Origin of the sequence: Rothia nasimurium, from assembly GCF_004569295.1 — a bacterium.
In the GTDB taxonomy this organism is placed as follows: Bacteria; Actinomycetota; Actinomycetes; order Actinomycetales; family Micrococcaceae; genus Rothia; species Rothia nasimurium_B.
Window position 1 is genome coordinate 1 of record NZ_SPQC01000043.1, and the last position, 22,730, is coordinate 22,730.

21 protein-coding genes and 1 pseudogene are annotated in these 22,730 nt (G+C 60.8%); 14 read left to right on the forward strand and 8 right to left on the reverse strand.

The features are described 5' to 3' along the window. Positions 1 to 369: 369 nt before the first annotated feature. Complete coding sequence (locus E4U03_RS10255) at positions 370 to 1,098, reverse strand: hypothetical protein (RefSeq protein ID WP_135013574.1); 729 nt, start codon at positions 1,096 to 1,098, stop codon at positions 370 to 372. 302 nt (positions 1,099 to 1,400) lie between these two features. Here E4U03_RS10255 and E4U03_RS10260 point away from each other — a divergent pair, with 302 nt between their 5' ends. Continuing rightward, positions 1,401 to 2,858, forward strand: a complete 1,458-nt coding sequence (locus E4U03_RS10260; RefSeq protein ID WP_228066179.1) for an amino acid permease — start codon at positions 1,401 to 1,403, stop codon at positions 2,856 to 2,858. 37 nt (positions 2,859 to 2,895) lie between these two features. On the opposite strand, the gene E4U03_RS10265 is transcribed toward E4U03_RS10260, so the two are convergent. Then, positions 2,896 to 3,450 (reverse strand): thiamine pyrophosphate-dependent enzyme, encoded by a 555-nt coding sequence (locus E4U03_RS10265; RefSeq protein ID WP_135013576.1) that lies wholly within the window; start codon positions 3,448 to 3,450, stop codon positions 2,896 to 2,898. A 96-nt stretch (positions 3,451 to 3,546) separates the two neighbouring features. Here E4U03_RS10265 and E4U03_RS10275 point away from each other — a divergent pair, with 96 nt between their 5' ends. Then, positions 3,547 to 4,536, forward strand: coding sequence for an alpha/beta hydrolase (locus E4U03_RS10275; RefSeq protein ID WP_135013578.1), 990 nt, complete (start codon positions 3,547 to 3,549; stop codon positions 4,534 to 4,536). A gap of 157 nt (positions 4,537 to 4,693) precedes the next feature. After that, positions 4,694 to 4,960: pseudogene (locus E4U03_RS10280) on the forward strand (hypothetical protein); the annotation flags it as partial. A gap of 117 nt (positions 4,961 to 5,077) precedes the next feature. On the opposite strand, the gene E4U03_RS10285 reads toward E4U03_RS10280, so the two are convergent. Further along, complete coding sequence (locus E4U03_RS10285) at positions 5,078 to 6,028, reverse strand: sucrase ferredoxin (RefSeq protein ID WP_135013580.1); 951 nt, start codon at positions 6,026 to 6,028, stop codon at positions 5,078 to 5,080. A 61-nt stretch (positions 6,029 to 6,089) separates the two neighbouring features. On the opposite strand from E4U03_RS10285, the gene E4U03_RS10290 reads away from it, so the two are divergent. From E4U03_RS10290 to E4U03_RS10320, 7 genes are all read left to right on the forward strand, one after another. Beyond that, positions 6,090 to 6,497 carry an RNA-binding S4 domain-containing protein gene (locus E4U03_RS10290; protein ID WP_135013582.1) on the forward strand — a complete coding sequence of 136 codons (408 nt, stop codon included), beginning with the start codon at positions 6,090 to 6,092 and terminating at the stop codon, positions 6,495 to 6,497. Between the two features lie 2 nt (positions 6,498 to 6,499). Then, the gene (locus E4U03_RS10295; protein ID WP_135013584.1) at positions 6,500 to 7,021 is read left to right on the forward strand and encodes a GNAT family N-acetyltransferase; all 522 of its coding nucleotides are present in this window, start codon (positions 6,500 to 6,502) and stop codon (positions 7,019 to 7,021) included. A 91-nt stretch (positions 7,022 to 7,112) separates the two neighbouring features. Next, entirely contained in the window at positions 7,113 to 7,625 is a 513-nt protein-coding gene (locus E4U03_RS10300; protein WP_135013586.1) for a GNAT family N-acetyltransferase, read from the forward strand. 101 nt (positions 7,626 to 7,726) lie between these two features. Next, positions 7,727 to 8,566 (forward strand): shikimate 5-dehydrogenase, encoded by an 840-nt coding sequence (locus tag E4U03_RS10305; protein WP_135013588.1) that lies wholly within the window; start codon positions 7,727 to 7,729, stop codon positions 8,564 to 8,566. Between the two features lie 94 nt (positions 8,567 to 8,660). Beyond that, positions 8,661 to 10,073 (forward strand): MATE family efflux transporter, encoded by a 1,413-nt coding sequence (locus E4U03_RS10310; RefSeq protein WP_135013590.1) that lies wholly within the window; start codon positions 8,661 to 8,663, stop codon positions 10,071 to 10,073. Positions 10,074 to 10,158: 85 nt separating this feature from the next. After that, positions 10,159 to 10,323: a hypothetical protein gene (locus E4U03_RS12920; protein ID WP_167752400.1), complete on the forward strand. Its 165-nt coding sequence runs from the start codon at positions 10,159 to 10,161 to the stop codon at positions 10,321 to 10,323. Between the two features lie 226 nt (positions 10,324 to 10,549). Further along, complete coding sequence (locus E4U03_RS10320) at positions 10,550 to 11,008, forward strand: hypothetical protein (RefSeq protein ID WP_135013594.1); 459 nt, start codon at positions 10,550 to 10,552, stop codon at positions 11,006 to 11,008. Positions 11,009 to 11,257: 249 nt separating this feature from the next. On the opposite strand, the gene E4U03_RS10325 is transcribed toward E4U03_RS10320, so the two are convergent. From E4U03_RS10325 to E4U03_RS10345, 5 genes are all read right to left on the reverse strand, one after another. Beyond that, positions 11,258 to 13,066, reverse strand: a complete 1,809-nt coding sequence (locus E4U03_RS10325) for a hypothetical protein (protein WP_135013596.1) — start codon at positions 13,064 to 13,066, stop codon at positions 11,258 to 11,260. 26 nt (positions 13,067 to 13,092) lie between these two features. After that, the gene (locus E4U03_RS10330; RefSeq protein ID WP_135013598.1) at positions 13,093 to 14,925 is read right to left on the reverse strand and encodes an HSP90 family protein; all 1,833 of its coding nucleotides are present in this window, start codon (positions 14,923 to 14,925) and stop codon (positions 13,093 to 13,095) included. Positions 14,926 to 14,927: 2 nt separating this feature from the next. Continuing rightward, on the reverse strand, positions 14,928 to 15,395 hold the full coding sequence (locus E4U03_RS10335; RefSeq protein WP_135013600.1) for a YbjN domain-containing protein: 468 nt from the start codon (positions 15,393 to 15,395) through the stop codon (positions 14,928 to 14,930). Positions 15,396 to 15,468: 73 nt separating this feature from the next. Next, positions 15,469 to 18,054: a YhgE/Pip domain-containing protein gene (locus E4U03_RS10340; RefSeq protein WP_135013602.1), complete on the reverse strand. Its 2,586-nt coding sequence runs from the start codon at positions 18,052 to 18,054 to the stop codon at positions 15,469 to 15,471. A gap of 52 nt (positions 18,055 to 18,106) precedes the next feature. Further along, entirely contained in the window at positions 18,107 to 18,715 is a 609-nt protein-coding gene (locus E4U03_RS10345) for a TetR/AcrR family transcriptional regulator (RefSeq protein ID WP_135013604.1), read from the reverse strand. 116 nt (positions 18,716 to 18,831) lie between these two features. Between E4U03_RS10345 and E4U03_RS10350 the strand changes: the two genes are divergently transcribed. The 4 genes from E4U03_RS10350 to E4U03_RS10365 form a co-directional block, all read left to right on the forward strand. Beyond that, on the forward strand, positions 18,832 to 20,316 hold the full coding sequence (locus E4U03_RS10350) for a phospholipase D-like domain-containing protein (protein ID WP_135013606.1): 1,485 nt from the start codon (positions 18,832 to 18,834) through the stop codon (positions 20,314 to 20,316). A gap of 118 nt (positions 20,317 to 20,434) precedes the next feature. Next, positions 20,435 to 20,896, forward strand: a complete 462-nt coding sequence (locus tag E4U03_RS10355) for a helix-turn-helix domain-containing protein (protein ID WP_135013608.1) — start codon at positions 20,435 to 20,437, stop codon at positions 20,894 to 20,896. A gap of 53 nt (positions 20,897 to 20,949) precedes the next feature. Then, complete coding sequence (locus E4U03_RS10360) at positions 20,950 to 21,477, forward strand: putative toxin-antitoxin system toxin component, PIN family (protein WP_135013609.1); 528 nt, start codon at positions 20,950 to 20,952, stop codon at positions 21,475 to 21,477. Positions 21,478 to 21,748: 271 nt separating this feature from the next. After that, on the forward strand, positions 21,749 to 22,730 hold a 982-nt coding region (locus E4U03_RS10365; RefSeq protein ID WP_135013611.1), incomplete at its 3' end, for a TPM domain-containing protein.

Sequence of the window (22,730 nt, forward strand, 5' to 3'; positions counted from 1 at the left end):
CTTGTTGGAAGAGGTGGATGAGTTGTTCTCGTTGGTGTTGGGTGAGTGAGCTTCGTGCTCGCATAGGAGATGCTCCCCATTAGTTGGTGACTGTTTTTTAGTAGTCCAACTTATGGGGAGCAGTTCAAAGTGGGGCAGGGCTTATTTTTTTAATTATTGGCATTAAGGAATTTTCTATAATTTATTACTGTATCTATCAGTAAATAGGTAGATATTGCAGGTATTATTAAATTTGCTAGTCGAGCTGTTCCTTGAAAATCTGAAAATATAATTACTATCACTGCTGCGATGGAAGAAATTATAAAAATCAGAAAAGATGAGAAGGCTGCTAATGCCCGCCGGGATGCCTCTGCGTTACTAAACATGATTTTATAAGGTAAAGCAGTGAGCAATGGCTGTGACTGAAATTCCACCTATTCCAACTATTCCTGTGATGCACGCGGCGCAAATCGCGGCACCCACCCCGGTCGCTGCCGCTGCACATGAAGTTCCACACATGGCCACAATAATCTTTGCAACAGCTGCGGTTACGCCAAGGGTTGCTGCTACACAACCAATTTTTTCTCCCCAGCCTTGAGGGGAAATCTGGTTTTTCTTCAGCAATTCAGGGTGAGTTCTATTTAAATCATTTTCAAGGTCGGTGAATTTTACATCTGTTGCAACACTTGAGCGTAAAATTCCGTCTCTATATGAGGAAACAGTTGTGTTTGCTTCTGGGTTTTTGTAAACAATGGTCTCCGTTGAGTCTTGAACATTAAATTCTGAATCATATACAATAGTAAGGCCGCTCAGCTCGCTTGTTGACTCGCCGGTGATGGGCACGGTTACACTGTAAAATTTCTTCTCTGTGCCGACTTGAAGAACCGTAATTTCACTAGTTTTAAAATCGCTCTCTTTGGATTTTGTTTGAATATCTCCGCTATGTAAAGCTTGTAGCGTTTTTTGGACTAAATCTTGCTCCAGCGTTTTATCTTTTGCTGGCATCAAGACGGCTGAAGGGTCGTCAATAGGTTGCGCGTGGGCAGGGGTGTTCAGTAGCGGAATTGCCAGGCATAGTGAAAATAAAAGTGATAGTAAGGATTTGAGAAAAACTCTCATGATAAATAACCTCCTGTTTGGAATCTAGAAATTTTCTAGACCATGGGATGAACCCAATTTGACTTGAAGAAGGATTACTCCTACTGCGAGATTCTAATAATTTTTTAGGAGAGGTCAAGGCTCTCATTGAAAAATTTCTGGTTCTTTGAAGATTAGCCTCTCTGTTTACGGCCGCGAACTCGGCCCTTATGGCATGGACGAATTCGTCAACAAGCGCCTCTACTTCGTACAAAAGTAGCGCCGTACAATAAACATACGTTGCAAGGACGCAGCGCACCCAGCGCGCACCCCTAGGAAAACACATGACACAACCCCACTCACCCTACGACGACGCGGTCTCGCCCGAGACCTCCGTCGGCATGCGAGTCAACCAGCACACCGCCCCACCCATCGCCGGGGACGCCACCGTACGCAAACTTCGCCCCCGCCACGTCACCATGATTACCCTCGGCGGCATTATCGGCGCCTCCCTCTTCGTGGGCTCCGGTAACGTGATTCGCTCCGTCGGCCCCGCCGCCCTCATCTCCTACCTCATCGGCGGCCTGCTGGTCTTCCTCGCCATGCGCATGCTGGGCGAAATGGCCGCTGCCCGGCCCGCCATCGGCTCCTTCATGGAATACGCCCGCGTAGGCCTGGGCAACTGGGCCGCCTACCTGGTCGGCTGGCTCTACTGGTACTTCTGGGTCGGCGTGCTCGCCTATGAGGCGGTACTCGGTGGTGAAACCATCGCGGGCTGGTTCCCCGGCGTGCCCGCCTGGGCCGCCTCCCTCGTCCTTCTCGCCATCTTTGTGGGCACCAACCTCATCTCTGTGCGCACCTTCGGTGAAGTCGAATTCTGGCTGGCCTCCATCAAAGTGATTGCCATCGTGGTCTTCTTGTCCGCCGGCCTGCTCTTCGCCCTTGGCCTGTGGCCCGACTCCACCAACACCGTCAACTACCTGTGGAGCCACGGCGGCTTCGCCCCCAACGGCTACGGCGTCGCCCTCACCGGCGTCGCCCTGGTCATCTTCTCCTACTTCGGTACCGAAATTGCCGTCATGGCAGCGGCCGAATCGGAAGACCCCGCCAAGGGTATCCGCCAGGCATCCTCAACCGTTATCTGGCGCATCCTGCTCTTCTTCGTTGGCGCTATCGCCGTAATCTGCATGGTGATTCCCTGGGACGAGCTACCCGAACCCACCAACGTGTCGGTCGCCCCCTTCACCCTGGTCTTCGAATGCCTGGGTGTGCCCGGGGCCTCGGTCATTATGCAGCTGGTTATCTTCACCGCCGTTATCTCGGTGCTGAACTCCGGCCTGTACTCTGCCTCCCGCATGGCGGCAGCCCTCTCCCAGCAGGGCTTCGGCCCCGACCTGCTGGCCAAGAAATCCCGCCGCGGCGTGCCCGTCTACGCCCTGCTGGCATCCACCATCGGCGGCGTCATTGCCTCCATCGTGAACTTTGCCGCCCCCAACTCGGGTATCTTCGAGTTCATCATGAACTCGGCGGGCTTGGTCGCCCTCTTCGTCTACGTCTTTATCGCCCTGACCCAGTGGAACATGCGCCGCACAATGACCCCCGAAGAAGTTGCTGGGCTCAAGCTCAAGATGTGGCTCTTCCCCTGGCTCAACATCGTGCTCATCGTGGGCATTCTCTTCGTGCTGAGCGTGATGCTGGGCAGCGAATCTGGCCGCACCCAGGTCTACACCTCGCTCATCGTCACCGTAGCCATGCTGGCCCTGTGGCCCCTGGCCCGTAAGAAGGTGGCGGCGAAGAGCTAGGTCGCTTTTGCAAGGTAATCCCCAACCCCACGCCTTGTCACGAAACTGCGCAGACGCCCGCCGCAGCTCGTGGGGTTGGGTGCTTTTTAGGAGTTAGCGCGGGTGAGCGCAGCATGAGCACGTCGTCCTCGGTCGCGCCCAGGGCCGCCGGGATCAGCTGCCAGTTATAGCGGCGAATATCGTTGTAGGGCTGGGTGGGGCCGTGAATGGCGCGCACTACCGTGTACCCGTCATTGTTAATGAGAACTACCACCGGGTTGGTCTTCTGCTCCAGCATGGTGCTGATTTTCTGGAAGGTCAGCTGGGCCGAGCCGTCGCCAATGAGCAGGACGCCGCGCGCACCCCGGTCTGCAATGGAAGCCCCCAGCATGGCCGACAAGGTATAGCCGATTGAACCGCACAGGGGCTGGCCGATAAACATGGAATTCTCGGGGAAGCAGCGGGAGGCCATGCCGAAGAAGGAAGTGCCCTGGTCGGCCACCACAATGTTGCCCGGGGACAGCTCGCGGGAGAGCAGAGACCAGAGGACGTCCTGGGTCAGCGGGGCGTCCACGTCGATGTCTTCGTGGGTTTCTTCATCCCAGGTCGGCATAGGAACCGGCCGTTGCGTTAATAGCGGAAAGCTCACCCACACCGTAGGTGGTCACCAGGGCGCCAATACCGCCTACGCGGGCGTAGACTGGGAGCCATGACACAGCCAGACATTCTCGGCGCCCCCTACACCGCCGAAACCATCGACCTGGGCCGCGACGCAGAAGGCCCCATCGTTGCCACCCTCGTCCACCGACCCGCAGATGCCGGCGGTGCGGACGCAGCTCCCCAGCTACCGGTGTCCGCGCAGAGGAAGGGCGGGGCGGCACAGCCCGCCGTGCTCTACCTGCACGGCTTTGTGGACTACTTCTTCCAGAAGGACCTCGGCGACTGGTGGGCAGCCCGCGGCCACGACTTCTACGCCCTTGACCTGCGCAAATACGGGCGCTCCCTGCTGCCGGAGCAGACCCCCTTCTACACCGAAAACCTCGACGACTACTTCGAAGACCTCACCGCCGCCTGGCAGCTCATCACCGGCCGCGACGGCCACCAGCAGGTCATTCTTATGGCCCACTCCACCGGTGGCCTCATCGCCTCCCTCTGGGCCAGCCGAATCGCCCCACTTGAGCTGGCCGCCGTCGTCCTCAACTCACCCTGGCTCGACCACTTCAACAACCCTCTTGAGCGTGCCCTCATGACCGGGTCGGTGGCGACGCTCGCGCGCTTCAAGCCGCGCGCCATCGTGCAGAAGGAGCAGGAGGACGCCTACGCCCGCTCCCTGCACGCTGAGCACGCGGGCACCTGGCAGTTCAACACCGACTGGAAGACCCTCAACTTCCCACCCGTCTACGCGGGCTGGCTGGCGGCTGTGCGCCGGGCCCACCGGCAGCTACAGCGCGGCCTCGATATCCAGGCCCCCATTCTGCTGCTAACCTCGGCCCGCTCCGGCAAACTCACAAACCCCACCGATCGCCACGACTTCGACGCTGTGCTCAACGTGCAGGGAATCCGCCGCTGGGGTCTAGGCTTGGGTAAGGATGTCACCAGCCGCGTCATCGACGGTGGAACCCACGACCTTGTCCTCTCACCCGAACCCGCCCGCACCGCCACCTACCGGGCCATCGGCGAGTTTATCGACCGCCTCTAGGTAGCTCAGTCTAGCCTCAACTAGCGGTTAAGCTCCTCCGGGCCGGGGGTAACTGTGCGCTTGCTGGAAAGTGCCCGAGCGTAGGTCTAGAGTGAAAGCATGACGGACCAACCGAACGAAGTAGCCCCTGCAGCTGCCGGCCCTCACTCCCACACCGGTGAAGCCCACGACATGGGCGGGTGTCTACCAGGAAAAACTTAACCGCCTGCGCGCAGCTGTTCTGGGCGCTAACGACGGCATCGTTTCCGTGGCCACTACCGTAGTGGGTGTTGCCGGTGCTACCGCTAGCACCTCGGCTATCGAGATGACCGAGAAGAACGCCCTCAAGACCCACCTGCACTTTGAGCTGGGCATCGACGATGAAGACATCCCCTCACTCTGGTCTGCTGCCTTCGCTTCGGCTGGCGCCTTCCTGGTGGGCGCAACCGGCGTAGTTTAAAATTTCGAGATTCGGCCCCTGAATCTTTAAACCGGGGCAGACACCACCAGGCGGGTCTGCGTGAGCAGATCCGCCTGTGTGCTTCCCGGGGTTGGATAAAAGTTAGGCTGCCATGCCGGGGGGCAGGCTGACGACCTCCCAGCTGAAGGCGGGGCCGGCGTCCTTACCGCAGGACGCCGGCCGCGGCGCTAGCTCGATGCGGCGGGCGGTCACGACCCAGAAACGGCCGTCGCGGTGGGCGATATGGGCGGCGTGTAGGTCGGGTTCGGTGGCGGTCATTTCACCGGGGTTTAGGTCGTTGGGGCCTACCTGCTCACCGGCGTCCGCGAGGAGGGCACGGACGGCTACCTCGGCTACCTGCTCGATGGGGGAGTAGGAGGAGCGCCCGCGCAGCCCTGTGAGTTCTACCCGGCCCTGCCGGGCACCCTGGGCTAAGGTCAGGGCCTGTTCGAAGGTCAGACGCCCGTAGGCGTAGCCGGTGGGGAGGCTGATAGCGACCGGGGCGAAGCGGTGCCCGCCGGTGTGGGAGCACTCCCAGACGCTGCCGTCTGCGAGTTGTTCGGATACAAAGGACGCAATGGGCCGGCCCCGTACCGCGCAGCAGCGGTCGCGCTTGGAGTGGGTGCAGACAAGGGTCAGTGTTTCACGTGAAACAACCGCACCGGGTATATTTTCGGGGGTTTCGAGGGGGAGGGAGAGCAAATCCTCCGCGCCTGTTACCTCAAAAGAGTAGAGCCGGGCGGGTGAAAAATCCCTACCCCCGGTAACCGCAAGGAAGGCGCGGCGGCGGGCGCCGGCGTCCTTAACCTTCTGCCCCTCACGACCGGGCTGTCGAATCAACAGCAGGCGGGCACTCGCCTGCGCCATCTTCTCTTTAAGGGCGGCTGAGAGTTCTGCCCCAAAGACGGTTCCATCGAGAATATCGCGGCCCCAGCCACCGGGGTGCTCCAGCAGAACCCAGAGCGTCTCGCGGGCAGCGGTACCCGGTAGGTTCTCATCAACCGGCAGGGAGCAGGAATCGGCAGGAATAACGGGTGCGGTAGGGCTAGTCATGGGCATAAGTGTACGCCAGCGCGGGTCGGGGCTTCGCCTGCTCATTGGGTAGCCTAGATACATGACTTCACCCGCAGACTCAGCTCCCGCAGAGCCACAGCCACCTGTGCGCATCGACGCCTGGCTTTGGTCGGTGCGCGTGTTCAAAACCCGCTCACTGGCGTCCACCGAGGTCAAAGCTGGGCACGTGCGCATCAACAGCGAGCACGCCAAGCCCTCCCAGAAAATCAAACCCGGCGACACCGTCACCGTGCGCTACCCCGGCTGGGAGCGCGTACTCATCGTGCGAAAAACCATTTCCAAGCGCGTCGGCTCCCCCGTAGCCGTCACCTGCTACGAGGACATCTCAGCCCCCAAACCCGCCTACCTCACCAGCGGCGCCCTACCCCGCCGCGACCGGGGCGCAGGCCGCCCCACCAAAAATGAACGCCGCGCCCTCAATAAACTCCGCGGCTACGAGAAAGAATAGCTATGCCCCACATCCTGCGCCCGGCCGTCCTTGCCGACGTGCCCGCCCTCTCAGCTTTTGCCAGCGCCCACTTTCCTGATGCTGCCCCGTCCGTGGTTCCCCGCGAGTTCGTTGCGGCCTTTGTGAGCGAAAACCTAGATGAGGCGTCCTTCACCCGCTACATCGAAACCGGCGCCTACAGCTTCACCCTGGCCGTCAACGAAGCGGGCGACATCATCGCCTATTTCGGCATCGACCACGAGGCACCCCAGCCCGCCGAAATCCCCGGCAAGGCCGCCTATCTGAGCAAGTTCTACCTCTCCGCCGAAACCCGCGGAACCGGTCTGGCTAGGGAGCTCATGGACGCTGCTATCGCCGCTGCCCGCGCCGACGGTAAAGACGGCCTGCACCTTGGCACCCATCAGCTCAACCACCGCGCCCAGGCCTTCTATGAAAAGATGGGATTCACCCGGGTGGGTGAGCGCACCTTCCAGCTCACCGACACTGAAATTGCCCACGACTACATCTACTACCTGTCTATTTAAAACCTGAAGATTTTGCAGGTCGGTGCTGTATCATGACTCTACGCCTTGCCTCCCCCCCACTCGCTCGCAGCGGCAGGGCCCAAGGAGAATAATGAATTTTGAGATCCGCCCACCTGTGCCCGCAGAGGCCAGAGCGTGGGAAGAGCTGCGTATGACGTCCTGGCGTCACGCCTACGCAGGCACATTTACCCTCGAAATGTTCGCCAAGCAGGAAGAGCAGCTGGACGCCCGCGCCACCGGATTCGCAGAGTGGCTAGATTCCACCGGCGGCACCGGTGAAGATATTCAGCAGCAGCTGGGCCAGCACCGCCGCGCCCTGGTGGCGGTAGAAAAGGACGCCGCGGGCAAGCTACTGGGTCTGGCCTTCGCCTCCCAGATGCCCTACGAGGTACAAAAACTTGAAATGCTCTACCTGCTGCCCGAGGCCTTCGGCACGGGAGTTGCCCAGGCCCTGCTGGGCGAGGTGCTCGACCCCGGCCCCGCTGAACTTGAGGTGCTCTCCACTAACGCCCGCGCGATTCGTTTCTATGAAAAAGAAGGCTTCACTATCGCCCGTTCTGACGAGTTTGCGGGCCGTAAAACCTACACCATGACCCGGCCCTAGCGGGCCACCCGCGCGGACGCCGGTGGTAGGGTGAAAGGGTCAGGCCGGGTTAGCCCCGCTGTGAAGAGCCCGGCTCGAACCCTCACCAAGGAAAACACCCTATGACTAGCTCACCCGCCGCGCCTGGCTGTCCGCCCCTGAACCGCGACACCACCGTCTGTATCTCCCTCTCGGGCCGCCCCTCAAACCACGGCATTAAGTTCCACAACTACCTCTACGAAAAGTTTGGCCTGGACTTTCTCTATAAGGCCATGACCACCACCGACATTGAGGCCGCTATCGGTGGCGTGCGGGCCCTGGGCATTCGCGGGTGCTCGGTGTCCATGCCCTTCAAGCAGGCGGTAATTCCCCTGGTCAACGAGATGGACTACTCTGCTGAGGTCATCGGCGCGGTGAACACCATTGTGAACACAGATGGCTACCTCAAGGCCTACAACACCGACGTGATTGCGGTGGCCTCCCTGCTGGCCTCCCACCGGGTAGACCCCGCCCTGCCCTTCCTGCTGCGCGGCTCGGGCGGTATGGCGGCGGCTGTGGTTGGAGCTTTCTATGACGCGGGCTTCCGCACCGGTACCATCATCGCCCGCAACGAAGAGGCGGGTCGGGCCCTGGCCGAGCGTTACGGCTACACCTGGGCCGCTGAGGTGGGCGAGCTGACCGCCCCCGTCATCGTGAACGTCACCCCCATCGGCATGGAGGGCGGCCCCGAGGTCGACACCCTGGCCTACCCCGCTCCCGCGATTGAGGCCGCCCAGGTGGTCTTTGATGTGGTCGCCATGCCCGTTGAAACCCCGCTGATTCGGGCCGGACGGACTGCGGGCAAGGAAGTGATTACCGGCGGCGAGGTCATCGCCTTGCAGGCTGCTGAACAGTTCAAGCTCTACACCGGGGTTGAGGTCAGCGACGCCTACGTGGTCGAGGCAGAAGCCCAGGCCAGCTAGGTTCTTGAAAGTAACCGAAACCTTCATCTGCGCGTTCTTTGCACACACAGATGAAGGTTTCGCTTACCCATACGGATGCCGGTAGGGTGGTTTTATGCCCTCCACACCGTCTTCTTCACCCCGGCAGCCTTCGCTCAACCGCCAGATTCTTGCCCTGGCGGTGCCCGCTTTTGGTGCCCTCATCGCTGAGCCCCTGCTGGTGCTGGCCGATTCTGCCATCGTGGGCCACCTGGGCAGCGCCCCACTGGCTGGCCTGACGCTGGGCTCAACCGTGGTGCAAACCCTGGTGGGCTTCATGGTTTTTCTAGCCTACTCCACCACCCCGGCGGTGGCCCGGGCCGTGGGAGCCGGGGATACCCCCAGCGCTTTTGCTGCTGCCCGCAACAGCCTGTGGGTTGCTGCTGGCCTGGGCCTTTTCTTCGCGGTGCTGCTGGCGCTGACCGCCGACCCCCTGCTGCGTGCGCTGGGGGCGGGCGGGGACGTCCTGACCCACGCCACCGCCTACCTGTTGCCTTCCCTGGCGGGCCTGCCCGGCATGCTCCTGGTGCTGGCGGCGACCGGTGCCCTGCGCGGTCTTCAGGACGCCAAAACTCCCCTCTACGTTGCTACCGCTGGCGCTGCCCTCAACGTGCCGCTGAGCTGGGCCCTAGTCTACCCGGCAGGCTGGGGTGTGGCTGGCTCGGCGGTGGCGACGGCGGTGGTGCAGTGGGGCATGGCCCTGGCGCTGACCTACGCGGTGGTTGCGCGGACGCGGACGCCCGGCTGGCTGCCCGACCGCGCCGGACTGGCCGCTGTCTTTCGGGTGGGGGCTTGGCTGATGGTGCGGGCGGCCTGCCTGCGGATTGCCCTGCTGGCTACGGTCTTTGTGGTGACCAGCCAGGGGGAGAAAAACCTGGCCGCCTACCAGCTGACCATGGCCTTCTTTAACTTGCTGGCTTTTGCCCTGGATGCTCTGGCCATTGCCGCCCAGACCCTGCTGGGTAAGGAGATGGGCGCGCAGGACCTTTCCACCCGGCAGGGGCAGGGCGCAGTGGTTCAGCTCAAAAACCGCCTGGTGCGGTGGAGTCTGGCCTTTGGTCTGGTCACGGCTCTGGTCTGCCCGGCGGTCGGGTTTGGCCTGGCTTGGGTGTTTACTTCCGACCCCGAGGTGCAGCGCCTCTTTGCCCTGTCGCTGCTGGTGCTGGCGGTGGGTCAGCCTCTGGCTGCCTACGTTTTCATTCTGGACGGCGTGCTGATCGGTGCCCAGGACGTGCGCTACCTGGGCCTGGCTGGGCTTTTTACCCTGGTGGCCTACCTGCCGGTGCTGGCCGGGCTGTATTTCTGGTTCGGTGCCGGTGCGGACGCTCCCGCCCCGCTTGCCGGGGGCACCTCCTGGGGCTGGGGTGGGCTGCTCGATGGCCCCACTCTGGCCTACCTGCTGCTTTGGTGCTCCTATGCCCTGTGGTACATGGGCGCCCGCGCCCTCACCCTGGGTCTGCGCGCCCGCAGCGGGGCGTGGGTAGCTTAGGGAGGCTTAACTTTCCTTCTCAGTATATTTTTTACTTGCTTGTTCAAATGATTCCAAACTTTCAACTGAATCATGGTGCAACGATGTGCGTAGCCAGTTTGAAATTTTGGGTGTTGGTTGGCTTGTTGCTCAAAAAACATTGAGTCTTGAACAGGCTAAGCGGGTGGAAGAAGTTATGCGTGATATGTCTGGTAAAGCTCGTGATGAAGATTTATTATTTGCCAGTGGGAAAGTTGGTGAGTTCAAATGAAAAATTTTTTTCAATCTTTTTATAGCTATTCTTCTGGTTTTTGGTGTTCGAATGCCAGATGCCTCTGCTGTAGATAATGTTGTTGAAGTGCAGCGGATTAAGCGCCTTCAAGATTTGGAATGGTTGTGTAAAAACTCTAATAAGTCAAAATTTCAACAAATAACCTATGGTGAAGTGACTATTAATGGAAAGACCATAAGAACTGTTGTGCAGACGGCGAAAAAAGATGAAAACTGCGGCTACTGATATTTCAGATTTTATCTACATAGTTTTGCACATCCCTTTTGGGGATGTATCAGTTGCCGCTGTATATTCCAGCTACCAGAAGGCAGAGAAATACTGTCAGGCCTATCGTGAGACGGAAAAATTTGTAGCCCCCTGGATTATCTGCGCACCTAAAAGAACCAGGCTCTATAATCTTTACCCCCAGACCATGGGGCAGATGGGAGCAATACGGGAAAAAATATCGGCAAACCCTTACTCTCAGGAAGGGATAGATTCTGATGTCTCTCCCGGAGAAATTGGCCATGATGGTTACATTCTCTTGGTGGAAGGTAGCCCCAATGCCCCTCACATCTTGGGGTTTTCCCCCATCGTAAGTTGGGAGGGGAAGCTGACCTTTATGCGGATGAATACCTTGCTGTCCATCCTAAACAGGTTATTGAATTTTGGGATTACACTATAGATACTATCTATTTTCCTTTAGTGGAATATGATTATGAGGGACAAGTTTTCATCAATAAAATAGATGGAAATATTTGGGAAAGTCAAGACGTAAAAATTTATCGCTAAAATAAAATTTAGGCTCAGAAAGAGGCTTGCTCATAAGGGGTGCCCAGTACATATCAAATAGTGCAAATAACCTGATGGTTGAGAGATATGGTAGAACCCTGCTAGTAGTTCTTCAGTCAGGTTATTCGGTGGTAGATCAGTGTTAGGGCTCCACGAGCTCAGCCAGTAGGGCTTCGACGCGGTGCTCCTGACCGGTGGCGCGCAGCAGCTCAATGCAGGCGTCCAGGGCAGCAGCACGGGACTTTTTCAGCCTCAAAGGCTCAAAAAACTCCGCCGCCAACTCATAGCGGCCAATCGCCAGCTCACTCTGCCCGGCGCCAGCCGCAGCTTCAGCGGCAACCACCAGCAGGCGGGCTGCCCGCTCCAGAGACTCGTTCTCGCGGTAGGTCTCAACCAGCTCATCCACGAGCTGCTGGCTCGCAGAGTCACCGGCCGCCAACGAAAGGCGGGCAGCGAGATCTTGAGCCTGCATCACAGTCAGAAGGTCGGGGTGGGCCGCCTGTCGGGCCAGCTCCTGTAGCTCATTGACTGGGGTACGAAGGGCTTCAAGGTCATTTACCCGTTCGGCAACCGGCGCCCACACGCGCACTACCTCGGCCAGCAGGGCAGGGGCGGCACCGCCGTCCGCCAGCAGGGGCCAGGCCTTCTCAAAGAACCCGTGGGCCTCAAGCGCCTGCGCCCCCGTGACAGGCCCACCAGCCAGTACCAAGAAAGCAGCCTCGGCGTAGGCCAGACCCGCCTCAAGGGAAGCCCCTGCGGCCTCATGCTCGCGGGCCACCGCCAGGGAGGACTCCACCGGGGTAAAGGATAGGGGAGTAGCCCCTTCCGCGTTACCGTCCGAACTAGCCGAACCAACCCCGTCCGCCCCCGTAGGCAGCACAATGGGTACCAGGGCGGGCAACTCGGTGGCGGCCTCCAGGGACTCCGAGAACCGGGTGTTACCCGCCCTGCGGTCAAAGGCCTGAGCCAGCGGCCGGGATTCGGCCAGCACCCAGTCGTAAAGCTCCCGCAGGGTCGCCCGTTCGACCTGACCGGCAGGCCGCAGGCCTGTGGACATACCCCCGTGGTCCTCTAAAGCCCAGGCCAGGCCAGCGACGATATAGCGCAGGAAGTTGCGGTTATCGCCGGGGTCCCCCGCCAGGTCAAGGGCACGTTTGCCGTGGTCAGCGAGCAGGTCAAAGGCCGCCTGAAGGTTCTGGCCGCGGGCCAGCACCTCAAACTCAACCCCCAGGTCGTCCGGATCATACTGGTCGCGGTTAGCCGCAGCCCGCAGCAGGTGCCGGCCGGCCGCGTCGCCGTCCTCCAAGTGCAGGTAGGCAAGGGCCAGCTGCCGGTGGGAGGCAGCAGGCTCCCGGTTACACAAATCTTCAGTGGGGGCACCCATACGGATAGCCGCCTCAAACTCCCCGTCGGTCACGTGGTCGCGCAGAATCTCGCCGTGCCTGCAGGAGCCGCAGTCCATCTCGTCCTCACCGTGCGCAAGCCACCGGGCGCGCCAGGTCTCGGCGGCCTCGTCCTCACCGATATGGGCAGCCCACATGTACTCGGCCCGGTCGGGGGCCATCTCGCCCATGCCCGCCAGGCGGTAGCGGCGGCGCATCTCATCGAGCAGCTCGCGCGCCTGCGCCTTAGAGATCTGCGGGTAGGCGGTCATGTCGCCAATAATCCACTTGAACTGCCAGAAGAGGGTGCGGGCGGTGAACTCGTCAAAGTGCTCGGGGTGGGCATCGTAGAGGCGCAGCAGCTTAGAGAACACCGCAAAGGATGCCGGGGTCGGCTGCCCAAAAACATAGGCCTCCACCAGGTTGAGGTAAGCCTCGGGCAGCATAGATTCAGGGCCTTCCCGTTCAAGAGTGCGGGTGATGTACTCCATGGCGGCGGTGCGGGCGCTACCGTAGGGCAGGTCGCGGGTCGCGGCAATTTTCTGGGCGGCTTCGTGGGTTGACCACACAGTTTTCTCCCTTGTTGGTAGCTAGTTTAGGGCTGGCGCAGGGCGGCTTCGAGCAGTTGGGCCAGGCTGTCGCTGAGCAGGTTGGTTTCGGCCCCGCGTAGGCCCTCACCGGCGAGCATGAGGGCTGAGAGGTAGAGGGTTGTCAGGCCCGGTTCAAAGGACGCGTGCTCTGGCTGGTGCAGCAGGCGGCGGGTATTTTCGTTGGCGTCGTTGAGCACCAGGGTGCGGGTCGGCTCGGTTGTCGCCTCGGTAAAGGAGCCGAGCAGCCCACCCCAGACGCCGCCGGCGTCCTCGGCCTCCTGGGCCAGGTCGCGGGCGCGTTCGGCATCCGCATCGCGCAGCAGCACCGCGGGTACCTCAGCGGGGTCAAAGGTACGCAGTAGGACGCCGCAGTCCTGGGCTGCGAGCACGGCCCGGGCGCGCTCTAAGCCGCGCAGCACCTCGAACTCCCGTTCCATCTCAACGGCTGCCAGTGTCTGGGTGATGTCCTTGCTGGTCAGCTTGGTAACCTTCCAGCGGGGACGGTCAGCCAGTTTAGCCAGTAGGTCGGCGTCGTAGACGTAGCCACCGTTGACCACCCACAGCCCCTGAGCTCGCGCCACCGGAGCCACCCGGCGGTAGGCCTCGGTGGTGGGGGTGTAGAGCACCTGCCCGGTCTCCTCAATGACCTGGGCGAGCGTAGCGATACCACCGGTGGTCTCAAAGGGCAGGGAGGACGCCACCACATCGAGCATGTCGTCGCTAGCCAGAGCCACTGCCCGCAGGGCCAGAGAATGGGTTTCGACAAAGCGGTCGCGCAGGGCACTGGGTTCAGAGAGGGTAGCGGTAATCCAGGTCTTGAGCTGCTCACCGATCGCCTCGCGGGTGAGCAGAAGAATCTCGTCCTCGCGCAGCTGCTCGCGGGAGGCCGTTGGGGTCAGGGACTCCGAGTTCACCACGGCCCGCACGAAGAAAGCCCAATCGGGTAACAGGGTGTCTTCGCGGGCGTTCACCAGCATGTTCTTCACGTAGACGCGGTGGCGGCCTGAGCCCGGTGAGACCGCCTGCGGCAGCACATAGGCCACACCGGTCGTGCCGGTGGCGGGCACGTTGAGCTCAAGAGCGGCCAGGGGAGTGAAGCTTAGGGTCTTCTCTGCGTAGTTAGTCAGGGCCAGGGCTCGTTCGTGCTGGTTGGGCTGGTGCTCGCCCTCCCCCCTCGCCCAGGGCAGAGCAGGCAGGGAAATACGACGCCAAATCCGCTGGCCGGCAGCCGTCACCCGAACCGCCACCTCAACCGGCAGCATATCGGCGTAGTCGCTCGTCAGCGTCACCACCGTCTCCTCGGCAACCCAGTGGGCGGCGTCCGCCCGCGCCTTCAGGCGAATCGTTGTGCCGACCTCGGGAAGCTGCCCGGCGGCGTCCTCACCGCTGGCTAGCTGAAGCACCTCAAAGGTGCCGTCCGCATGGCCCAGCCAGCGCACCGGGGCAGCCCCCGGCAGTACGCTCTGAGAGGTGACCTCAACAGTATCGGCAATCAAAAAACAGGCCAGCAGGCCAATACCGAACTGACCCAAAAACTCGGTGCGACCCTCGTTAAAGACCTCATCGCGCTTAGAGGTACGGCCAATCGTCGCCAGAAACTCCTCGGCCTGCTCGGCAGTCAGACCCACGCCGGTGTCGGTGATGGTGATGCCGGTGCCGTCCTCCCAAGGCTCCAGGAGTACCCGGGCGGGGGCATCGGCATCCTGCTCCCGGCGGGCAGTAATAGCGTCAACCCCGTTCTGAATCGCCTCACGCAGGTAAACCTGCGGGCCCGAATACAGGTTCTTCGACAGCAGCTCAACCAGGCCGCCCAAATCAACTTTAAAACGCTGCGACAAGGCTATTCCTCCCCGCCGAAGGTGGAGGCCACGGTTTCGAAGTACTCCAGCGAAGTCTGCAGGGCAGCGCGCAGGTGCTCATCAAGCTGGGCGTCCGCCACCCCGCCCGCGTAGACCATGCTCAGCTCAACCGGTAGCACCACAAAGCCCTGCCTCTCCTCTTCAACCCGGTAGGGGAAGACCTTGGGAAAGAGGTTCTGCTGGTTCCAGGCGTTGGTGAACTTGTTGAGGGCGGGCAGCGCTTCGAGGGGGAAGGTACCCCGGTAGCTGCCGCGCACGCTCAGCAGGTCGCGGCTGGCGTTACTGGAGAGGGCGTAGTAGAAGTAGCCCCGCTCAAAATGGAACACGGCGGCCCCGTCATCGCCCAGCTCGTAATCCACCTCAAGGCGGTCAAGAGCCTGCAACATACGCTCATCGGTGAGCGGCTTGAGCAGCTGCGCGGCAGACTGGACGGACTCAAAGTACCCCATGGTTCCTCTTTCAACGGTGGAAGATAGTGGTGCGGTTCCTTCTATCCTATCGTTTGGGCACTGGCTGCTTCGCCTAGGCGCTCGCCAGGGCGGTCAGGCGGGCCTGACGTTCGGCCTCTGCCTTATCTTCGCGGCGGTGGCGAATCCAGATGCTCAGGGCAGTGCCCGCAACAGCCAGGGCAATCCAGCCCAGCAGCCAGACAATACCCGAGGTCAGGCCGATGGGACCGCCGGCAATCAGGGAGCGGAAAGCCTCCAGGGCATGAGTCAGCGGCAGCCAGGGATGGATGGCCTGCAGGAAGGGCGGGGCAGTCTCAATCGGGTAGGTACCGCCTGCCGCACCAATCTGGAGTACGGTCAGAATCAGCGAAATGAAACGGCCGGGAGCATCCAGCAGGGCGATGAGGGCCTGGTTGATAGCCAGGAAGGTGATAGAGGTCAGAACGGCGAAGCCGGTCAGGCCCCAGAAATTCACCTCTTCAATGCCCACCCAGTAGTGAATCACGGTAGACATCACCGTGCCCTGCAGAACACCCATGAGCAGTACCGGCACCAGGGCCCCGCGCAGGGTCCGTAGGCCGGAATGGCCGCCGCGGGCGAACTTGCTGGAAATCGCCGGGTACATCATGAAGTAGGCGATAGCACCGACCCACAGGGCCAGGGTCATGAAGTAGGGGGCCAGGCCGTGGCCGTAGGTGGGCACCTCGTTCAGGCGGGTCTTCTCAATGGTGACGGGGTCGCTGGTGACTGCGCTGAGTTCGCTGGCCTGGTCGGTGGTGTAGCTAGGAACCTGCCCCACGGCGTCCCCCAGAGAGGTCGCTAGCTGGGTGTTGCCGTCCTCTAGCTCGTTCAGGCCGCTGGTCAGGGAGGAGGCCCCGTCCACGGCTGAGCCTACCCCCTCATCGAGGGTTGCGGCTCCGCTGGCGAGTCTGGTGGCACCCGATGAAAGGCTGCTGGTTCCATCAGCGAGGGTCTGGGCGCCGTCGTTGAGGGTGGCAGACCCGCTAGCCAGGGAGCTGGTGCCCTCGGCCAGGGTGGACGCACCCGATGAAAGGGAGCCGGCGCCGTCCGCTAGGGTGGACGCGCCGCTGGCCAGAGTGCTGGTGCCCGAAGCGAGTGAGGCTGCCCCGTCATTGGCCTGGGAGATGGCGGTGACCAGGGAGCCCAGACTGGTGGACAGGGTGCCTGCCTTGCTGTTGAGGGTTGCAGCCCCCTGGTTAAGGGCGTCTGCCCCGTTAGAGAGGGAAGTCGCGCCGCTTGCCAGCTGACCTGCCCCGCTGTCGAGAGCGGACGCCCCCGCAGCCAGCTTGGTCAGGCCGCTTGAGTCTGTGCCCACCAGGGTATCTGCCCCGGTAGCGAGCTGCCCGGCGGCTGTGTCTACAGCCCCGGCACCGCTGGCAAGGGTGGACGCCCCCGCATTGAGCTGCTGCAGGGCAGCAAGTTTCTGCTCATCGGTGAGGTTGCCCCAGTTATCGATGAGGGCCTGGGAGCTGGCCGAAATGCCCTGCGCGCCGCTGGCAAGGGTGCCGGTGGCGGTGTGCAGTTGCTCCGCGCCGTCGGCGAGATTCTGGGCGCCGGTGACGGCAGCGTCCGCACCATCCGAGAGGGTGGTGGCGCCGCTTGCGAGCTGCCCGGCGGCGTCCTCAAGGCTCTGCGCACCGCTGGCAAGGTCAGAGGCGCCGGACGCCAGGGAGCCGGTGCCCTCGGTCAGGGCGGGGAGCTGCTCGGGTAGGGCAGATACGGCGGAGTTGATCTGGCTGAGACCGTCAGAGAGGGAGGCTGCACCGCTGGTGGCACTATCAGCGCCGGTCGCCAGCGAGGTGGCGCCGCTGTTCAGTTCCGCTGCGCCGGACGTCAGGGAGGACGCGCCGTCGTTCACCTGAGTAGCGCCATCGGCTAGGGAGGCTGAGCCGGACGCCAGCGAGCTAGCGCCGTCGTTCACCTGGGTGGCACCGTCCGCGAGGGTGCTTGCCCCGGAGCTCAACTCGCCGGTGCCCGACTTGAGGTCGGTTAGGCCCACCACGAGCTCTTCGGAGCCTTCCTTGGCGCTGGTGGAGCCGTTGGCAAGCTGGCTGGCGCCGTCCGCCGCCTGCCCCAGGGAGTCATGAATATTGGTGAAGCCTGCGTAGATGTTGTTGAGGTACTCGATGGACACCTGGCTGGCCAGGGTGTCGGTGACCGCCGTGCCCAGGGAGCTAGCGATATTACCTGAGATGATGTTGGAGCCGTCGTTGGTGGTGATGGTCAGTTTGGCGGTCTGGGCTGCCGCCGCATTGTTTTCAGATACCGAGGCTACATTCGCTGAGAAGTCGGCGGGAATAGTCAGCACCGCCTGCACCTCGCCGTTTTCAAGCTTGGTCTGAGCCTCATCGGCGCTCATGGTCGACCAGTCAAAATTCTGTTTGCTGTCGTTGCTCAGCAGCTCATCGGTCAGCTGCTGACCCAGGTTAAGGGTGTTGCCGGTGGCTGTGGTCGCCGGGGCATCCTCATTCACAATCGCTGCCGGAACGGCGTCAATCGTGCCCGTAGGGTCGTAGTTTGACCAGGTCAAAATACCCGAGTAGATAGAGGGAATGATAATAACGGCCAGCAGAACCAGATATTTCATGGGGCTGAACCGGTCGTGGAGCTTCGGGCGTTTAGCGCGTGTTGAGGGCACGGGATTTCACCTGCTTTCAGGTCGTAGGGTCAGTAAAAGTCAAGGGGGCAGGCTAGGAGATAGCTGCCCGCATCATCTGGGCCAGGCGCTCGCCGGTGGCTTCTGCGGTGTGCTCGCCGGTGAAGTCGGTGGCCAGCCAGCGGACGGCCAGCCAGGCAACTCCGGCAGCAACGAACTGGGCGTAGTCGCTGGTGAGGTCGGGGTTCTTGGTGATGAAACGTTCGGCAACGGCCGGTCGGCTGAGAAAGCGGTGGCTGAGGAAGTCGATGAGTTCGGCGACCAGGGAGGAGTTGCCCGAGATAGCCAGCACGTTGCGGTAGAAATCCGCGTTGATCTGCAGCTGCTTGAGCAGGTTGGTGCTGACCTCGCTGGTAAAGACCGCGACGGACGCGGTGGGGTCGGCGGGCAGTAACGTGTCGAAGGCGGCGCTGAGTTTGGTGAGGGCTGCGGCGTGAATGAGCTCGTGCACGTCGGTGAAGTGCTGGTAGAAGGTGGGGCGACTGACCCCTGCGGTCTTGACCAGGGTTGTGATGCTGAGGTTGCCGGGGTCGCTGGTGCCCAGGGCCTCGGTGGCGGCGTCGATGAGGGCTGCGCGGGAGCGGGCCGGACGCGGGTCGGCGGCGCGTGCGTCCTCTGCGGCGGGTGCCAGGGTGGGGGTCATCGCGGGTATCCTCTGTCAACAATTTTTCTTACAGATGTAAAGTTTACACTTGTAAAAAATATCGGCAAGCGGTGGGTGTGTGAGATAAGAAATAGCTGTCTCGGTAGATTAGAAACATGAGCACACCAACCCGCCCCCTCGCCTTTGCCGCCCTGGCCTGCGGTGCTGCCGCAGCCGCGTCCGCCCTCTATCACCGCTACAAACCCCTGCCAGTCGGCCTGGGCGTTGCCGGGCCCTGGCGAAGCGGGCAGGTAGAGATGCTGGCAGGCCTCACCTACACGGTCGACGGCAAAAGTCAGTCTGACCAGCAGATTTTCACCGCTGTTGAGGGGATCATTGAGCGGGCTACAAGCTTCTTGGTGCTCGATATGTTCCTCTTCAACAGCGACTATGACCGCTCCAGCGGGCGCACCTACCCGGCCCTCTCCCAGCGCCTCACCGAGGCCCTTCTTGTCAAGCGGGCAGCTGCCCCCGAGGTGCCCATCGTGCTCATTACCGACCCCATCAATACCTTCTACGGCAGCTACCCCCTGCCTCATCTAGAGCGATTGCGGGCCGCCGGGGTGCAGGTGGTTGAAACCCGGCTAGAAGCCCTGCGCGACTCTAACCCCGCCTACTCCGGCTTCTATCGGGCAGCCCTGGCGCACCTGCCGGAGCTCCCCGCCGTGCTGCCCAATGCCCTGGCACCGGGCGGGCCGCGCGTCTCTGCCAATGCCTACGCCCGGCTTTTTAATTTCAAGGCCAACCACCGCAAGGTGGCCCTGTCTGAGGCTGAGGCTGTGGTGGCGTCCGCCAATCCGCACGACGCCTCTGCGCCCAACTCCAACCTGGGTCTGCGGGTCACCGGGGCTGTAGTGGGTGACCTGCTGGCCAGCGAGCTGGCGGTTCTAGACTTTTCTGCTCCCGACCTTGCCCGTTCCCTGCGAGGGCTAAGGTTTGCTGGGGGTGTTGAGCATCTGGAGCAGGCGTCTGAGGTGCAGTTGGTGACTGAGGGCGGTATTCGCACTGCGGTGCTGGAGCTGCTGGCGGGTGCCGGCGCGGGGGACCGGATCTGCCTGGGTATGTTCTATCTATCGGAGCGTGCTGTCATTGCCGGGCTCAAAGCTGCTGCGGCCCGTGGCGCTTCGGTACAGGTGGTGCTCGACCTCAATATTGACGCCTTCGGTCGCACAAAAACCGGCCTGCCCGCCCTGCCCGTTGCGCGAGAGCTGGTACGCGCCGGGGTTCAGGTGCGCTGGTACGCCACAGGGGGCGAGCAGTTTCATCCCAAGTATCTGGCGGTTTACCGAAGGGCGGACGCTCCCGCCCTGGCAGATTCTGGCGGCTTTGAGCTCCTGAGTGGGTCGGGTAATTTCACCCGCCGAAATATTTGTAATTACAACCTAGAAACCAGTCTGCGGGTGCGCGCTGCGGGTGACTCCGCACCGGCCCAGGAGTTCTCTGCCTACTGGTCCCTGATCTGGAATAACGAACCGATAGACGGTGCCCAAATCACCTTCACTCTGCCCTACACAGCCAAGGCAGGCGGGGGCGTCCTGAAATCCACCCTGCAAACCCTAGCCTACCGCGCCCAGGAGGCGACGGGGTTGAGTACCTTCTAGATATGAATGATGCGAAGTTTGTAATAAGTGAAATAAATGAAAACTCTTGCACTTATTTCACTTAATCCGATAGTCTGAGGGTGCATCAAGCGAAGAATCACTGTTATCGAGGAATACTATGACTGCGCAGGCTCTCAAAAATACTGCGACTATCGAAACAAGCCAAGCTATGGCTCAGGAAGCCCACAACCTTCTTGTCCGCCTTGAGAAGTCACCCATGCTGTCTGTGTCGCTGACTGTATCTGGCGAGGCCAGTGAAGTGCTCGGTGCGGAACTGGTCGCTGCTTTGAAAGCAACTCTGTCAATTATTAGTCAGGGAGGGCATGCACAAGTGATTGCTGTGCCCAAAGACCTTACTACGACTGTGGCTGCCCGCCGCATTGGTGTATCTCGCCCGACTCTCATGAAACTTATTCGTGAGGGAAAGATGCCGGCCCATCAGGTAGGTACCCACTGGCGTGTTCGCACAGCTGATGTTGATGCCTACAGGGCGCAGCTACTTGCTGCGAAAACCGCCGAGCAGAAAGTTGCCTTCGAAGAGCTCTTGAAACTTGACGAAGAGCTTGGAGTTTCAGACTAAACACAATAGAAATATCGCTGCTTGTGTTACCCATATCTTTAGGATGGGGTGGTATGAGCAGCGATATCTATCGGATAGTTCTCGACACCAATGTATTCATGAGCAAGACGTTGAGAGACTGGATTTTCCTCACCTGTATAGAAACAAACAATCTTTTTTATCAGGTCTATCTTTCGCAGGGTATCTTGGACGAGTTTGGTTACCACTGGCGTAAACAACATCCACACCATGATGATGCTGTAAGGCAACGTTATATGCAGCAGATTATGGCTAGCGTGACAGATGTCGTGGAGGGGTTTGAGGTAAATGTCCCTGCTGGTTACCCTGATGAGCATGATGCGCATGTTCATGCGGCGGTGCTTGCATCTAACGCAGATGCTCTTATTACCGATGACTCTAAGCTGATAGCTTTTGGTCAAAGTTATCAGGGGGAGCGCGTTCTGCCCTATGACACCTTGAGCGCTGATGACTTTCTTATGCAGATGGCTCACTTTATACGCCCAGAGGCCCTTGACTCGGTATATCTAAAACAAGAAGCCTATCTTGAACGTAGGAATTCTGGTGCGACCGACCGTGCCTAGTATGCTTCGAAAAGCAGGGGCTTTGAATTTTGCTCGTTATCTTCAAACAGTGGTAATTCCGCGTTTATGATGCGGAGTCCTGGTTCAGATTGAAAACTTTAGGGCTTGCTCTTTGATGGGTCATGCGGGGATTGGTCGGTGAGTTCAAGGAGGTAAGAGTCTTTCCTTTATTTCATTCTGCCGGGGGGAGTTCTTTTATCAGCAGGCTTGCTATGCTGGCGGTAAGAGCGGGTAAAGAAGCCTGCTACCCGATGCCAGAAAGGACGTAGCCGTGAACCCTCAGACCGACGTCACAAGCCCCCAGATCCAGAACAAGAAGCTGCCCCGCAGGCTCGCTGCCTTACCCGCGCTAGCGGCAGCGGGCGTCCTCGCCCTTGCACCCCTGACCATGACGGCAGCTGAAGCAGCAGACCTACCTGCTGCGCCAGCGTCCGGCAACATTCGCGATGACGCCAACCTGCTCACCGACGCCGAAGAGAACACCCTCAACGACCTCATCGACCAGAAAAACCGGGGCACCGACCACGCCCGCTTCGCTATCTACACCACCGACCAAAGCCCCGGTGACCTGCCCGATTACGCCACTGACCTGGGCAACGCCTGGGGCGTCGGTGATCAGGGTAAAGATAACGGGGCTGTGCTGGTCATCGATATGGCGGGCCGTGAAACCTTCATCGCGGTTGCCGACGGCGCCGGGGACTACATCAGCGATTCTGAGGCAGAAACCATCGCCAACGACGTCCTGGGCCCCTACCTCACCGACGGCAACTACGCTGCCGGTTTAGAGATCACCATCGACGAAATCTATGCCGCCACAGAAACCGAGAGCGCAGATAGCAACCTGATTCTGTGGGGCGTCCTGGGAACCCTGGGCGCTGTTGCAGCAATTATCGTCGGGTGGGTTTTCCGCGACTACCGCAAGATCAAGCGGGCTGCTGAGGACGAGATGCGCAGGGCTAAAGAAGAAAACCCCGGCCTGAGCATTCCCGACGATATGCGCCGTGACTACATCAAATATCGCTACGCCAACCGCACCGCCCCGGTAGACCCCGAACAGCGCGAGGCAGAGCTCGCCGAGCAAGAAGCAGAGAACAAGGAGACCTACACCCGCTACGCCCCCACCTTTAACACCTGGCTACCCCTCTACGCGACCATGCCCCACCTCTACTCGGGTAGCAATCACCTACCGGAAAATTCGGGGGCATCAGGGGGTAGCTTCTCGGGCGGGTCATCCTTCGGGGGCGGCGGGGGCT